Source organism: Streptomyces cupreus (genome assembly GCF_014257025.1).
Taxonomy (GTDB): domain Bacteria; phylum Actinomycetota; class Actinomycetes; order Streptomycetales; family Streptomycetaceae; genus Streptomyces; species Streptomyces cupreus.
The window spans coordinates 84,434-98,792 of record NZ_JACMSF010000019.1 but is presented as its reverse complement, the minus strand read 5'-3'; the positions used below and the strand labels follow the sequence as shown (position 1 = coordinate 98,792).

The 14,359-nt window shown below is 71.3% G+C and carries 11 protein-coding genes and 1 pseudogene; 7 read left to right on the top strand and 5 right to left on the bottom strand.

Going from position 1 to position 14,359, the window contains the following annotated elements; translation table 11 throughout:
• Positions 1-44 precede the first annotated feature (44 nt).
• Both lysX and H4N64_RS19385 read left to right on the top strand, forming a co-directional pair.
• Complete coding sequence (lysX, locus tag H4N64_RS19390) at positions 45-3,317, top strand: bifunctional lysylphosphatidylglycerol synthetase/lysine--tRNA ligase LysX (RefSeq protein WP_186283624.1); 3,273 nt, start codon at positions 45-47, stop codon at positions 3,315-3,317.
• Between the two features lie 89 nt (positions 3,318-3,406).
• A complete protein-coding gene (locus H4N64_RS19385; RefSeq protein WP_186283623.1) occupies positions 3,407-4,258 on the top strand; it encodes a polysaccharide deacetylase family protein in 852 nt (283 codons plus the stop codon).
• A 30-nt stretch (positions 4,259-4,288) separates the two neighbouring features.
• Here the strand turns inward: H4N64_RS19385 and H4N64_RS19380 are convergent, their stop codons facing one another.
• Positions 4,289-4,966: a class F sortase gene (locus H4N64_RS19380; RefSeq protein WP_186283622.1), complete on the bottom strand. Its 678-nt coding sequence runs from the start codon at positions 4,964-4,966 to the stop codon at positions 4,289-4,291.
• A gap of 601 nt (positions 4,967-5,567) precedes the next feature.
• Between H4N64_RS19380 and H4N64_RS46385 the strand changes: the two are divergent.
• Positions 5,568-6,055: pseudogene (locus tag H4N64_RS46385) on the top strand (hypothetical protein).
• Positions 6,056-6,151: 96 nt separating this feature from the next.
• Here H4N64_RS46385 and H4N64_RS19370 read toward each other — a convergent pair.
• From H4N64_RS19370 to H4N64_RS19360, 3 genes are all read right to left on the bottom strand, one after another.
• Positions 6,152-6,685, bottom strand: a complete 534-nt coding sequence (locus tag H4N64_RS19370; protein ID WP_186283621.1) for a hypothetical protein — start codon at positions 6,683-6,685, stop codon at positions 6,152-6,154.
• Positions 6,686-6,819: 134 nt separating this feature from the next.
• Positions 6,820-7,584, bottom strand: coding sequence for a bestrophin-like domain (locus H4N64_RS19365; protein WP_186283620.1), 765 nt, complete (start codon positions 7,582-7,584; stop codon positions 6,820-6,822).
• Between the two features lie 16 nt (positions 7,585-7,600).
• A complete protein-coding gene (locus H4N64_RS19360; RefSeq protein WP_186283666.1) occupies positions 7,601-8,194 on the bottom strand; it encodes a hypothetical protein in 594 nt (197 codons plus the stop codon).
• 272 nt (positions 8,195-8,466) lie between these two features.
• Here H4N64_RS19360 and H4N64_RS19355 point away from each other — a divergent pair, with 272 nt between their 5' ends.
• The 3 genes from H4N64_RS19355 (at position 8,467) to H4N64_RS19345 (ending at position 12,637) form a co-directional block, all read left to right on the top strand.
• Positions 8,467-9,423: an SCO0930 family lipoprotein gene (locus tag H4N64_RS19355; protein ID WP_186283619.1), complete on the top strand. Its 957-nt coding sequence runs from the start codon at positions 8,467-8,469 to the stop codon at positions 9,421-9,423.
• A 269-nt stretch (positions 9,424-9,692) separates the two neighbouring features.
• Positions 9,693-10,505: an SAM-dependent methyltransferase gene (locus H4N64_RS19350; protein WP_186283618.1), complete on the top strand. Its 813-nt coding sequence runs from the start codon at positions 9,693-9,695 to the stop codon at positions 10,503-10,505.
• Positions 10,502-12,637 (top strand): EAL domain-containing protein, encoded by a 2,136-nt coding sequence (locus H4N64_RS19345; RefSeq protein WP_186283617.1) that lies wholly within the window; start codon positions 10,502-10,504, stop codon positions 12,635-12,637. The genes H4N64_RS19350 and H4N64_RS19345 overlap by 4 nt, the downstream gene beginning before the upstream one ends.
• Before the next feature lie 43 nt (positions 12,638-12,680).
• Here H4N64_RS19345 and H4N64_RS19340 read toward each other — a convergent pair whose 3' ends face one another.
• Entirely contained in the window at positions 12,681-13,565 is an 885-nt protein-coding gene (locus tag H4N64_RS19340; RefSeq protein ID WP_186283616.1) for a LysR family transcriptional regulator, read from the bottom strand.
• Between the two features lie 121 nt (positions 13,566-13,686).
• On the opposite strand from H4N64_RS19340, the gene H4N64_RS19335 reads away from it, so the two are divergent.
• Complete coding sequence (locus tag H4N64_RS19335; RefSeq protein ID WP_186283615.1) at positions 13,687-14,358, top strand: succinate dehydrogenase; 672 nt, start codon at positions 13,687-13,689, stop codon at positions 14,356-14,358.
• Position 14,359 lies beyond the last annotated feature (1 nt).

The following is a 14,359-nucleotide window of genomic DNA, read 5'->3' as shown; positions in this document are numbered from 1 at the left end:
CGCTCGACGGGCGAGGACGCCCGGCTCTTCCTACAGTCGGAACCATGCATGCCACCGTGGAGGCCGCTCCGGCCAAGGACGCCGCGGGCCCGATACGGCCCCCCGGCACCGGCCTCCTCGGCAAGGTCCCCGAAGGTTTCGCCGCCTTCTTCGGCGCCCTCGGACTGCTCTGCGTCCTGCTCGCGCTCGTCCCGCCGCTGCGCCGGCTGCTCCGCCCGGTCGTCCGCGTCCTGGACCTGCTGATCGTCCCGGTCAGCGCCAACCTCGCCTACGCCGTCTTCCTCTTCCTGCTCGCCGCGGCGACGGCGGCCCGCAAGAAGGTCGCCTGGTGGCTGGTCGTCGTCTACCTCGGCCTGCTGGTCCTCGCCGACGCCCTCGGCGCGGCCCTCGGCGAGTACGCCGACTCGATCCCCTCCCTCGTCGTGTGCGCCCTTGCGCTGGCCCTGCTCATCGCCGCCCGCCGCGAGTTCTACGCCGCCTCCCGCCGCGCCGCGGTACGCCGGGCGCTCGCCGTGCTGTGCGCCGGGCTCGCCCTGGGCATCCTCATAGGCTGGGGACTCGTCGAACTGTTCCCCGGCACCCTGCCGCCCGGCCAGCGGCCGGCCTGGGCCGCGGACCGGGTGTGCGGCGGACTCGTCTCCGGCGGCACTTACGACGGCACCCCGCCCCGCTTCCTGTACTTCCTGCTCGGCCTGTTCGGCGCGCTCGCCCTGCTGAACGCCGCCGCCACCCTCTTCCGCTCCCAGCGCCTGGAAGCGGCCCTGCACGACGACGAGGAGACCCGGATCCGCGCCCTCCTCGCGGCCTACGGCGAGCAGGACTCCCTCGGCTACTTCGCCACCCGCCGCGACAAGGCCGTCGTCTTCTCGCCCAGCGGCAAGGCGGCCGTCGCCTACCGCGTCGAGACCGGAGTCTGTCTCGCCGGCGGCGATCCGGTCGGCGACCGCGAGGCCTGGCCGCACGCCATCGCCGCCTGGCTCGGCCTGGCCCGCCGCCACGCCTGGGCGCCCGCCGTGATGGGCGCCTCCGAGGACGGCGCCACCGCCTACGCCCGCGCCGGGCTCGGCGCCCTCCAACTCGGCGACGAGGCGATCCTGAACGTCGCCGACTTCGATCTGAACGGCCGCGACATGCGCGTCACCCGGCAGGCCGCGCACCGCGTGCGCCGCTCCGGTGCCACCTGCCGCATCCGCCGCCACTCCACCCTCACCGACGCGGAGATGGAACGGATCGTCGACCGGGCCGACGCCTGGCGCGACACCGAGACCGAACGCGGCTTCTCCATGGCCCTGGACCGCCTCGGCGACCCCGCCGACGGCGACTGCCTCCTCGTAGAAGCCCTCGACGAGGACGGCGCGCTGCTCGCCCTGCTCTCCTTCGTGCCCTGGGGCCGCGAGGGCGTCTCCCTCGACCTGATGCGCCGTGACCGGGGCGCCCCCAACGGCGTGATGGAGTTCATGGTCACCGAACTGTGCGCCGCCGCCCCCAGGCTGGGCATCCGCCGGATCTCCCTCAACTTCGCGGTGTTCCGCTCGGTCTTCGAGGAGGGCGCCCGCATCGGCGCGGGACCCGTCCTGCGCCTGTGGCGACACCTGCTGCTGTTCCTCTCCAAGTGGTGGCAACTGGAGGCCCTGTACCGCTCCAACGCCAAGTACCGCCCTCAGTGGTGCCCCCGCTTCATCTGCTACGGCGAAGCCGCCTCCCTCGCCCGGACCGGCCTCGCCTCGGCCGTCGCGGAGGGCTTCGTCTCCGTACCGTCCCTGCGCAAGCTCTGGGGAAACGGCCACCCGAAGGGCGGCCCGCGCCCCGCGACCACCGCGGCACTGCCCGCACCCACGGCGCTCGGCCTCGACGGAGGGGACGAGGCCGGGCGCGCCGAGCCGGACGCGGACCTGCCCGAACAGGTCCGCGTCCGGCACCGCAAACGCGAGCGGCTGCGCGCCGCCGGCACCGACCCCTACCCGGTCGGCGTCCCCGCCCGCACCCACGCCCTCGCCGAAGTCCGCACGGGCGAGGACGTCACCGTCGCCGGGCGGGTCATGCTCGTCCGGGACTTCGGCGGCATCGTCTTCGTCCGGCTGCGCGACTGGTCCGGGGACCACCAACTCGCCCTCACCCGCGACCGAGGCGGCCTGGACCGCTTCCGGGCCGACACCGACATCGGCGACCTCGTCACCGCCACCGGCCGCGCGGGCCTCAGCGACAAGGGCGAGCCCACCGTCTTCGTCACCTCCTGGCAGCTCCTCGGCAAGTGCCTGCGCCCGCTGCCTGACAAGCGCCGGGGCCTGACCGACCCCGAGGCCAAGGTCAGGATGCGTTATCTCGATCTCGTCGCGAGCCCCGCCGCCCGCGAGGTCGTCCGCGCCCGCTCCACCGTCGTCCAGGCCCTGCGCCAGGGCCTGCTGGAGCGCGGGTACCTGGAGGTCGAGACGCCGATGCTCCAGCAGATCCACGGCGGCGCCAACGCCCGCCCCTTCACCACCCACATCAACGCCTACGACCTCGACCTGTACCTGCGCATCGCGCCCGAGCTGTATCTGAAACGGCTGTGCGTCGGCGGCCTGGAGAAGGTCTTCGAAATGGGCCGCACCTTCCGCAACGAAGGCGTCTCCTACAAGCACAACCCCGAGTTCACCATGCTGGAGGCCTACCAGGCCCTCGCCGACTACGACGTCATGCTCGACCTCACCCGTGAGCTGATCCAGGGCGCCGCGACCGCCGCCTTCGGCAGCCCCGTCGCCCGCAAGGACGGCACCGAGTACGACATCTCCGGGCCCTGGCCGGTCAGGACCGTCTACGGCGCGATCTCCGAGGCGCTCGGCGAGGAGATCGACCCCGGCACCGAACTGACCCGGCTGCACCGGCACTGCGACCGCGCGGGTGTCCCCTACACCGCCGACGACGGGCACGGCGACGTCGTCCTGGAGATGTACGAGCGCCTGGTCGAGGAGCGCACCGGGCCGCCGACCTTCTACAAGGACTTCCCGACCGACGTCTCCCCGCTCACCCGGCAGCACCGCACCGACCCCCGGCTCGCCGAACGCTGGGACCTCGTCGCCTTCGGCACCGAACTCGGCACCGCCTACTCCGAACTGACCGACCCCGTCGAACAGCGCGAAAGGCTCACCGCGCAGTCGCTGCTCGCCGCCGGGGGAGACCCCGAGGCGATGGAGCTGGACGAGGACTTCCTGGACGCCCTGGAGTACGCCATGCCGCCCACCGGAGGCCTCGGCATCGGCGTCGACCGGCTGGTCATGTTCCTCACCGGCCTGACGATTCGTGAGACGCTCCCGTTCCCCCTGGTGCGCCGCCGCTGACGGTCCGCCATGGGCCGGACGGGTGGAATTCTGCCGCCGCTGAGGTGTCGTCGTGGTGCGTCGGTGCCCGGCCGGGCGACTGATGACTCATGCAGAAGGATCAGTTGCTCACCCGGCTGCTCACACGCCGCCGAGCCCTGCTTTCCGGCGCCGCCGCCGTCGGAGCGGCCGGCACCGCCGGGCTGTTCGTGCTCGGCGGAGACGCCGAGCCGGTCAGGCGCACCGCCACCCCGGCCGCCGGCTCCCAGGCGCGCCGCCCGCTCAAGCCCTCCACCTACCGACTCCAGCCCCTGACCGGCTACGGCCCGCCCCAGGCGACGCCCCGCCGCACCCTCGTCCGCCGCACCCCGCTGCTACGGGTCTCCGGCCGCGGCCGGACCATGGTGCTGACCTTCGACGACGGCCCCGACCCCCGCTACACGCCCGCCATCCTGGACACCCTCGCCGAGTACGAGGTACGGGCGATGTTCTTCGTCTGCGGGGAGATGGCGGCCGCCCGCCCGGACCTGCTGGCCCGGATGGCCGAGGAAGGCCATGTCGTCGGCAACCACACCTGGTCCCACCCCCTGCTGACCCGGCTGACCCGCGGTCAGATCCGCTCCCAGATGGAACGCACCTGCGACATCGTCGAGGAGGCGTACGGCGAACGCCCCCAGTGGTTCCGCGCGCCCTACGGCGCCTGGAACCGCAACGCCTTCCAGCTCGGCGCCGAACTCGGCATGGAGCCGCTGGCCTGGACCGTCGACACCCTCGACTGGACCACCCCCGGCACCCGGACCATCGTCGGCCGGGTGGAGAACGGGGCCGCCCCCGGTGTCGTGGTGCTCTCGCACGACGCCGGGGGCGACCGCTCCCAGAGCGTCCACGCGCTGCGGGACTATCTGCCCCAGCTGCTGGACGCCGGCTACCACGTCACCGTCCCCCGACGGCAGTACGCCTGACGGGCTCTCGCCCGCCCGGCCGGGAGACGCTCAGCGGACCTCGACCAGGCGGGCGAAGACGACGACATTCCCGTCGTAGCCGTTCTGCTTGGAGAATCCGCCGCCGCAGGTGATGACCCGCAATTCCGCAGTGCCCTTGGAGCCGTAGACGCGGTCGCCCGGGAAGTTGTTCTTCTCGAACACCTCGATGCCGTAGATCTCGAATGCGGCCGTCTTGCCGTCCTGGCGGGCGACCTCCACGTGATTTCCCTTCTTCAGGGCTCCGAGGCCGTAGAACACGGCGGGCCCCTGCTGGTTGTCGACATGCCCGACGACGACCGCGGTGCCCTTCTCCCCGGGGGAGACGGCGCCGGTGAACCAGCCCGCCAGATTCGGGTCCTCGGGCGGCGGCGCGTCCACCCAGCCCTCCGCGTCCAGTCCGACGGGCAACACGGGCGCGTCGACCCGGATCGACGGGATCCGCACGCGGTCCGGCACGGAGTGCGGCAGCGGGTCCGGGGCCCGGCCGAAGGTGCCGCCCGGCGCCGTGCGGCTGTCGGCTGCCGCCGCGGACGCCGGCTGCGGCGGACCCACGTCGAACTCCCCGGATCCGTTGCGAATGAGCGCGAGGCCGGTCAGCAGAACAAGCACTATCACGCCCCAAGGGGCGCGCTTCTTCCGCCGCTCCTCCTCTTCGGCCAGTTCGGCCGCCAGCTCGGACGCAGACATTCGCCATCCCCTCTCGACGCGGCCGTCGCCACGTCATTTCGCGCATACGAGAACGCTAAATGCCGCGCGCGAAACCGGCGACGGGGCAGCGACGAACGGGTTATGCGGTGGGTCGTCCGGTGCGCCATCCGAGTAGCGCCGAACAGGAATTTTCTGACGGTCCGTGACCTGCGGCAATATCCGATTATGCGGTTCCTGTCGGCGTGTTGCCTCACCAGGACGGACCATCGCCGAAATGCGGGCGCGCGCACGGCGTCTGAGGGTCGTTCCGGGAGGTGCTCTCTCGCCGATCGACCGGGGACGGGCCCCGGGGCGCCTTCCGCGGAGGATCACATGCGCAACTCTCGCACCCTGGCGGTCTCCGCCGCCGCGGTCGCCGCACTCGCGCTCGCCGCCCCCGCGGCCGTCGCCTGGGACGGCGGCGGAGACAACGGCGGAAATGGCGGCGGAAACAGTGGCGGCAGCAACTTCGGTGGCAATGGCAACGACAACTTCGGCGGTAACGGCAACGACAACTTCGGCGGTGACGGCAACGGCAATTTCGGCGGTGACGGCACAGGTGGCAACGGCGGCACCGGCGGCAACGGTCACGGCGGCGGCAATGGCGGCGGCAATGGCGGCGGCAATGGCGGCGGCAACTTCGGTGGAAACGGCGGCGGCAACGGCGGCGGCAACGGTCGCGGCAACATGGTCAGCAACATCGTGGCGATGCCCAGCGTCATCGCGCGCGGCGGCCAGATGACCATCACCGTCGACGGCTGCCCCCAGGGCGGCACCGCGACCTCCAACGCCTTCCCCCCGACCAGGCTGTCGCCCATCCGCGGTGCCAACGAGACGGCCAAGGGCACCGCGACCATCAACAACAACGCGACCCCCGGCACGCACGACATCACCGTCAACTGCTCCGGCAGGACGCTGACCCGTCCGGCCGCCTTCACCGTCATCGGCGGTGTGCGCGGTGGTATCGGCGGCAGCTCCTCCTCCGGGGCCACCCCGACCGACATCGTCATCGGCGGCGGCCTGGTGGCCGCGGCCGTCGTCGGTGGCGGGCTGTTCTGGATGCGCCGCAGGTCCGAGAAGCGGATCTGATCCGCTCTCCTCGGGGATTCGCACGTTGTTGAAAGGCCTTCGCCCCGGCCCCCTTGCGGGGGAACCGGGGCAAAGGCCTGTGCGCGTCGTGGGGCGTTAACCGCCGTCCTCCGAGGTGCGCTTGCGGGAGAGGTGGTACGCCGCCCCGATGGCGCCCGCGATGAGCGCGGCACCGAGGCCGATCTCCTTGAGGTCGAACCCGGCGAAGCTGCCGCCCTCGCCCGCGTGCACGCCCCTCGGGGTGAGCGGGTGGGGAATCGGATGACCGGTGGGCGTCCGGCCACCGGCGATGGTCAGGTCCGTGGAGCCGCTGACGTTGTCACAGGTGAACGTCACCTTGTACATGGCGCCCGGCTTGGCGTCCCAGTCCACGACCGCCGTCGCCTGGGAGTGGCCCGGGTGGATGGTGACCGTGTCGAAGACCGCCGAGGTGACCGTCGCCGGTCCCTCGCAGCCGCCGTCCCGGTCGATCCGCAGAATGACCTGTCCGCCCGCGGCGATCGTGGAGGGCAGGACGCTGAAGCCGAACGGCGTGATGTAGTCGTCGCCCTTCGCCAGGGCGGCCGGCGCGGTGAGGGTCAGGGCGGTCACGCCCAGCAGTGCGGCCGAAGCGACGCGTATCGCGCGCATGGTGGTTCCTCCGGGTCCCCGAGGAGCAGCTGCGGACCTTCTCCGCTTGCGCCAGAAATGCACCTCGATGATCGAAACGCTAGGAAGGTGCGTACACCTGCGCGAACGCAGTCGTGCGAATGGGTGAGCGTCCGTCAGCCCTTGATGTCCGGGAAGAGGTCCAGGAACGGCTCCGCGGACGCCGTGATGCCACGGCTGTAGGGCGCGTCGAAGTCCCAGATGAGGAAGAGCAGGAACGCGATCAGCGCGGAGAACAGCACGGCGAGGATCAGCTCGCGTGGTGTCCGCCGGATCTGCAGGGCGAGGATCATCCCGATGGTGACGATGGCCCCGGCGATCAGCCCGAACCACACCACCCCCGGCATGGTCTTGCCGGTCGAGCCGGCTCTGGCGTTGCGCGCCTGGTCCGCGGCGGCGACCTGGTCGACCAACGGCTGATAGGCCTGGGCCTCGAAGTCGTCGCGCGGCTCGTAGTCGGTGACATCCTCACGGACGCGCTGGAGGAGCTCGGCGCCGCGCTCGGTGACCTCGCCGCGGTCGGCCATCGTCTTCCACTCGGTGGTCACGACGTGTCCGACATAGGCGTTGACATCCTCCCGAATACGGTCACGCACCTCCGGTGGATACACCCGGACCCGCTCGGAGATCTCGTGCAGGGCGACCGCCTCCGCCTGGACGTGGTCCTGCGCGGCGCTGCGCCCCTCCCACACCCCCGCGATGGCCAGACCCAGGACGATGGCGTAGACCACGCCGATCCACATCGTCATGTACTCGATGACGTCCGGTGTCTCGGAGGGGTCCTCGTCGTCGGCCGCCGTGCGATGGCGGACGAACGTGATGGCGACCACCACGACACAGGCGGCCAGCACCGCGAGGGTGAGAACAAGCCATTCCGGCAAGGGATGCCTCCAGGGATCAGCGCGGGCGCAGCGCGGCGACGGCGACGATCGCGGGCGCGGCGATGAGCAGGACGAAGGTGAGGGGCGCGGTGGCACCGCGGGTGGGCGGACGCCTGGGCGAGGTGCGATAGCGCGGGTAGTGCACCGGGGCCACCGAGGGACGCGGGGTGGGCTTCGCCGACGGCGTCGGAGTCGGCTTCGGGCTCGGCGGCGGGGTGGGCGGCGGGGGCGGCTGTGGGCGGGGGGCCGCGGGCGCGGGAGCGGGGGACGATGGGGGCTTCGGTGTCGGGGTGGGGGTCGGCTCGGGCGGCTTCGGCGGGGGTTCCGGGGTGGGTGTGGGCTTGGGCGGCTTCGGCGTGGGCGTCGGTGTCGGCGTCGGGCAGGGCGTCGGGGGAGGTGGGGGCGTCGGTGTGGGGCACGAAGGGGGAGTCGGCCAGGTGGCGCTCCCGGCGACCGCCACCGCCTCGGTGCCGCCCGGTCCGGTCGAGGCGTACGCGCAGGCGTCGGCCGCGGCGGGACCGGCGGGCGCCCCCACGAGCAGCCAGCTCAGCGCCAGCAGCGCCAACACCCTGACCGCGAGGGCGGATTGGGACGATTCGGGTCCATGCACGACACAGGATCCTGAGGCCTGACGGCAGCTCAGAAACCTTTCTGCTCCAGGAGATTGCCCCGAAGGGGGGACTGTTAGTGGCGAGCGGTTTGATGGACGGCCGCTCGCGCGTCCGTCGCCCCGATCGGCTGTGCGAGTGGCGGGGGTGTCACAGGTTTCGGAAAGAAATTTGTGCCGCGGTTGAACACGGCCATGGTTCCGCTGCGTACCCAGTGTCGTGCGGCGGCGCAGCAGGGCGCTGCAACACCCTTGTGATGATCGGGGAGTTGACGATGAAGACCTCGTGGCGGAGCGCCTCGCTCGTGGTGAGCGCCGTGGCAACGCTGGCGCTGACGACGGCGTGCGGTCAGGAGACCACCCCGCCGGCGAGCAGCCAGAACGTCGGTGCGACGGCCGCGGCAGGAGACTACGGAACCGCGGGGACGGGCCTGGGCAACGGCGCCGAGTCCGGCACCGCCGGGGCCGGAGCGCAGGGCGCCGCGACCCAGACGACCCCCGCCGGTGAACTGTCCGTGTCCACCAACGCCGAGCTCGGCCAGGTGCTGACCGACAGCGCCGGGCTCACCCTCTACCGCTTCGACAAGGACACCGCCGAACCGCCGAAGACCAACTGTGAAGGCGACTGCGCCACCACCTGGCCGCCGGTTCCCGCGGACGACGCCAGCGCCGGTGCAGGCGTCGACAAGTCGCAGCTCGGCGAGGTCACCCGGGCCGACGGCAGCAAGCAGCTGACGATCGGCGGCTGGCCGGCGTACCGCTATGCCAAGGACGTCAACGCGGGCGACACCAAGGGCCAGGGCGTGGGCGGCACTTGGTACGCGCTGGCCCCCGACGGCAAGAAGGCCAAGCTGGCCGATCTGCCCGGTCTGTCCACCCGTAAGGACCCCAACCTCGGTGAGATCGTCGTCGACAAGAACGGCATGACGGTCTACCGCTTCATGAAGGACGAGGCGTGGCCGAAGCCGGTCTCCAACTGCACCGGCGCCTGCCTGGAGAAGTGGCCCGTGGTGGCGCCGGTGGCGAACGACGACACCAAGGGCGTGCAGAAGAAGGGCCTGATGAACTTCACCCGGCCCGACGGCGCCAAGCAGCAGACGGTCAACTGCTGGCCGATCTACACCTTCGCCGGTGACAAGGCTCCCGGTGACACCAACGGTCAGGGCGTCGGCGGCACCTGGTACGCCGTGGCTCCCGACGGAAAGCCGGTCGGCGCGCCGGAAAAGGAGTAGGAGGCGAAGTCGCAGGCGAGAGTGCCGGACGAACGGTCAGCGCGCGCGACCACAGGTCCACCCCCTTCGCACCGCACGGAGGGGGTGGGCCTGTGTGCCGTGCCGCCGCCGAAACTTTCGGCGTAGTGGATTCACGGCCGGTGAAATTCGGCACGTGCCGCAGGCAGTGACCGGGAACGGATGGTCAATTTCCGTTTCGGCTCGCTCCTTTGGCAGGCGATCAGTAGCCTCAGCTCGAACACTGGATCGCCTGAGCCTTGGAGAGATAGATGGAGCGTCCCGCCTGGGCACCACGGAGCATCGACATCTCGGTGCCGAGCGTCTCGCGGATCTACGACTACTACCTGGGCGGTTCGCACAACTTCGAGGTCGACCGGGAAGCCGCCCGCAAGGCCATGGGGTTCATGCCGGGACTTCCCAAGATCATGCAGGCGAACCGGGCGTTCATGCGCCGCGCCGTGCGGTACGCGGCCGCCGAGGGGATCACCCAGTTCCTGGACATCGGCTCGGGCATCCCGACCTTCGGCAACGTCCACGAGGTGGCCCAGTCGGCCAGCCCCGGCGCGCACGTGGTCTACGTCGACCACGACCCGGTGGCCGTCGCGCACAGCCAGGCGGTGCTGGACGGCGACGAGCTCACCGACGTCGTCGCGGCCGATCTGCGCAAGCCCCAGGACATTCTGGCGAGCCCTCAGGTGGAGCGGCTGATCGACCTGAACCGTCCGGTGGCCCTTCTGCTCGTTGCCATACTGCACTTCGTGGAAGACGCGGACGACCCGTACGGAGCGGTGGCCGAGCTGCGTGACGCGCTCGCGCCCGGCAGCCTGCTGATCCTCACGCATGCCTCGTACGAGGGAATCCCGCTTCCCGCGGAGCGGGCCGAGGGCACGGTGGGCGTATACAAGGACATTCGCAACCCGCTGATCATGCGCTCGCGCGAGGAGATCGCGCGGTTCTTCGAGGGGTACGACATGGTGGAACCCGGACTGGTGTCGATGCCGCACTGGCGGCCGGACACCGCACCGGAGGAGGAGGATCCATGGGCCTTCTCCGGTTTCGCGGGCGTGGGGCGCACGGCGTGAGCGCGGAGCCGGACGGGCCGGAGGACAGACTGCGCCGGTTTGCGACGATCTGGAGCCGGGCCGTGTTCCCGGTGACCTCGACGTCGTCGACCCGGCCGGAGTTCGGGGAACAACTGCTGCCGCTCGCCCGGCGGTTGAGCGAGGCGCTCAGGGCCAGGACCTTCGACGCGGAGGAGGGCAGGGCGGTGGGCGCCGCCCTCGTGGACGCGCACTGCACCGACCCGGAGGCGCTCAGCCACAGCCTCGACTGCGTCGACGCCTATCTGGTGCTGTACTGCGGCGGCGACGGCGCCCCGGAGGACCTGCGGGCCCGCTCCGCGCGGCTCCAGCACGCCATGGCCGCCGGGTACGCCCAGGCGCTGCGCGAGCGGACGCTGGCCGAGCAGGAGTCGATCTCCGCCGCCGCCCTGACGGCGCAGGGCGTGGTGGCGCAGGCGCTGCACGCCAGCGAGGCCCGCTTCCGCGCGGTGTTCGAGGGCGCCGCCATAGGGATCGGCATCGCCGACCTCGCGGGCAACATACTGCAAGTGAACGGCGCCCTGGTGCGCATGTTCGGCGGCGCGGAGCAACTGGTGCGCGGCCGTAACGTCATGGAGTGGACGCATCCCGAGGACGCGCCGCAGGTCTGGAAGCTCTACGAGGAGCTGGTGTGCGGCGAGCGCGAGCACTACCACGTGGAGAAGGCGTTCTACCGCCCCGACGGAACGGTCCTGTGGACCAATCTGACGGTCTCCCTGCTGCGTGACGCCGACGGCAACCCCGAGTACCAGCTCGCCCTCATGGAGGACACCACCGAGCGGCGGCTGCTCAACCTCCGGCTGCGCTACGAGGCCACGCACGACGCGCTCACCGGACTCCCCAACCGCACCCTGTTCTTCGAGCGCCTGGAGAAGGCGCTCGGCGCGGGGGAGGGCCAGCGGTTCGGGCTGTGCTACCTCGACCTGGACGGCTTCAAGACCATCAACGACAGCCTCGGCCACGCGGCCGGCGACCGGCTGCTGGTGGAGGTCGCCGACCGGCTCCAGGCCTGCGCGACCGCGCCCGGCGAGATGGTCGCCCGGCTCGGCGGCGACGAGTTCGTGGCGTTGACCACCGGCCCTGACACCGAGCGCGAGGTCGACGAGCTCGCCGCCCGCATCATGAACGCGCTGGTCGCCCCGATCATGGTCGACGGCCGGGAGCTGACCGTGCGCGGCAGCATCGGCATCGTCGAGGGACCGGCGGGCGAGCGCAGCCCGGCGGAGGTGCTGCGCAGCGCCGACATCACGATGTACCGGGCGAAGTCGGCGGGCGGCAACCGCTTCGAGCTGGCGGACCCGGAGGCCGACGCCCGCGCCATCACCCGGCACGGGCTGACCACGTCGCTGCCGACCGCACTGGACCGGGGCGAGTTCTTCATCGAGTACCAGCCGCTGGTCCACCTCGGCGACGGCAGCGTCCGGGGTGCCGAAGCCCTGGTGCGCTGGTTGCACCCGCAGCACGGCGTCCTCGGCCCGGACCGGTTCATCCCGCTCGCCGAGCACACGGGGCTGATCGTTCCGCTCGGCCGCTGGGTGCTGGAGCAGTCGGTGCGCCAGGCCCGTCAGTGGCGCGACCGCCACTCGGACGCGGGCCCGCTGCGCATCAACGTCAACCTCTCGCCGTGCCAGCTCACCCACCCCGGCCTGGTGCAGGACACGGTCGACATCCTGGAGCGCATGGGCGTCGCCCCCGACGCCCTCTGCCTGGAGGTCACCGAGTCGGCGTTGATCGGCGCGGACGACGACCTGCTCAAGCCGTTGCGCCGGCTCGCCGAGATGGGCGTCGACATCGCCCTGGACGACTTCGGCACCGGCTACTCCAACCTCGCCAACCTGCGCCGCCTGCCGGTGAGCGTCCTCAAGCTGGACCGCTCCTTCACCCAGAGCATGCAGCAGTTCCCGGCGGACCCCGTCGACCTCAAGATCGTCGAGGGGATCGTTTCCCTCGCCCATAGCCTGAACCTCGCGGTCACGGTGGAGGGCGTGGAAACCGGCGCCCAGGCCGAACAGCTCCGCATACTGGGCTGCGACACGGCCCAGGGCTGGTACTACGCCCGCCCGGGGCCACCGGAGCGACTTCACGAGCTGGCGCTGGTCGACGCGACGGGCTAGCCGCCATGGTCGTACGGGAGTCACGGGAGTCTCTGAGCAGGCTTCAACGCTCCAGCAGCATGCGCTGAAGCTCCCGTGCCGCCCGCGGCGGGGCCACGTCGCTCCTGTGGGCCAGCGCGATCGTGCGATGCAGACCGGGCCGCGCCAGCGGCGTGACTCGTAGGCCCCGGCCCGCCCGCGCCGCGACCATGCGCGGGACCACCGCCACTCCCAGGCCCGCCCGCGCGAAGCCCAGAACCGCGTCCATCTCGCCGCCCTCCACCGCGAAATCCGGCTCGAACCCAGCGGAGCGACACGCGGCGACCGTGAGTTCGCGCAGGTCGTAGCCGTGGCGGAACATCACCAGGCGTTCGCCCTCCAGATCGGCGATGCTCACCGCGCGCCGGCCCCCGCCGGGCTTGGGGGCGTCCGGGGAGGAGACGATCACCAGGTCCTCGCGCAGGAGCTCCACCGTGGCCAGCGCCGGGGACGGGGTCGGGAGTGGGAGTACGACCAACGCCAGGTCCAGGGCGCCTCGGGCCAGTTCGCGTACCAGGTCGTGGGAGCCGCCCTCCTCGATCATCAGGCGGATGCCGGGGTAGCGGTCGTGGAAGGCGCGCAGGACGTCCGGGAGCAGCCCCGTGCACAGGCTCGGGGTCGCCCCCAGCCGGATGCGACCGCTGCGCAACTGGACCAGCTCCTGGACTTCGAGCCGCGCTGTATCCGCGTCGGCCAGGATGCGCCGGGCCAGCGGCAGCAGGGCCTCGCCCGCGTCGGTGAGCGTGATGTTGCCCCGGGCCCGCAGGAACAGGTCCGCGCCGAGCTCGCGCTCCAGGGCCTTGATCTGCTGGGACAGGGACGGCTGCGCCACGTGGACCAGGTCGGCGGCCCGGGTGAAGTGCCGGGTCTCGGCGACCGCCACGAAGTACTGGAGCTGCTGGAACTGCATGGACCTCACGATAGTCGTTGTCTATCGAAACGAGCCGGAGGATGTCTTGGACCGATCGGGCACCGGGCCCCTAACTTCTAGTGACATGGCTCTGGCAACGCGGACGGACCGACGACCGTCCATGGCACGCACCGTGTGGGACAGCTCCGTCGGCAAGAAGACCGTGATGGCGGTCAGCGGGCTGATCATGCTGTCGTATCTGGTCGTCCACATGATGGGAAACCTGAAGATCTTCTTCGGGGCCGGTGAGTTCAACGAGTACGCGCACTGGCTGCGCACGGTCGGCGAGCCCTTCATGCACTACGAGTGGACGCTCTGGCTGGTGCGGATCGTGCTCGTGGTCGCGGTGGTCGCGCACGGCGTCTCCGCGTACCAGCTCAGCCGTCGCGACATCAAGGCGCGGCCCAGCAAGTACGTGCACAAGAAGCCGCGGGCGAGCTACGCCACCCGCACCATGCGCTGGGGCGGGATCATCCTCGCCCTGTTCATCGTGTGGCACATCCTCGACCTGACGACCGGCACCGTGCACTCGGGCGGCTTCCAGGAGGGGCGCCCGTACCAGAACGTCGTGGACACCTTCTCCACCTGGTACGGCAACGTCATCTACATCGTGGCCGTCCTCGCCGTCGGCATGCACATCCGGCACGGCTTCTGGAGCGCCGCCCAGACCCTGGGCGCCGGCAGCCGCACCCGCGACCGCGCCCTGAAGACCGTCGCCAACGTACTCGCGCTGCTGCTCACGTGCGGCTTCCTCGCCGTGCCCGTGGGCGTCATGACCGGAGTGGTGAGCTGAG

Bases quoted from the DNA above. Each gene is read 5' to 3' on its own strand.
- lysX (WP_186283624.1), top strand. From the start codon at position 45: ATGCATGCCACCGTGGAGGCCGCTCCGGCCAAGGACGCCGCGGGCCCG.
- H4N64_RS19385 (WP_186283623.1), top strand. From the start codon at position 3,407: ATGCAGAAGGATCAGTTGCTCACCCGGCTGCTCACACGCCGCCGAGCC.
- H4N64_RS19380 (WP_186283622.1), bottom strand. From the start codon at position 4,966: ATGTCTGCGTCCGAGCTGGCGGCCGAACTGGCCGAAGAGGAGGAGCGG.
- H4N64_RS19370 (WP_186283621.1), bottom strand. From the start codon at position 6,685: ATGCGCGCGATACGCGTCGCTTCGGCCGCACTGCTGGGCGTGACCGCC.
- H4N64_RS19355 (WP_186283619.1), top strand. From the start codon at position 8,467: ATGAAGACCTCGTGGCGGAGCGCCTCGCTCGTGGTGAGCGCCGTGGCA.
- H4N64_RS19350 (WP_186283618.1), top strand. From the start codon at position 9,693: ATGGAGCGTCCCGCCTGGGCACCACGGAGCATCGACATCTCGGTGCCG.
- H4N64_RS19340 (WP_186283616.1), bottom strand. From the start codon at position 13,565: ATGCAGTTCCAGCAGCTCCAGTACTTCGTGGCGGTCGCCGAGACCCGG.
- H4N64_RS19335 (WP_186283615.1), top strand. From the start codon at position 13,687: ATGGCACGCACCGTGTGGGACAGCTCCGTCGGCAAGAAGACCGTGATG.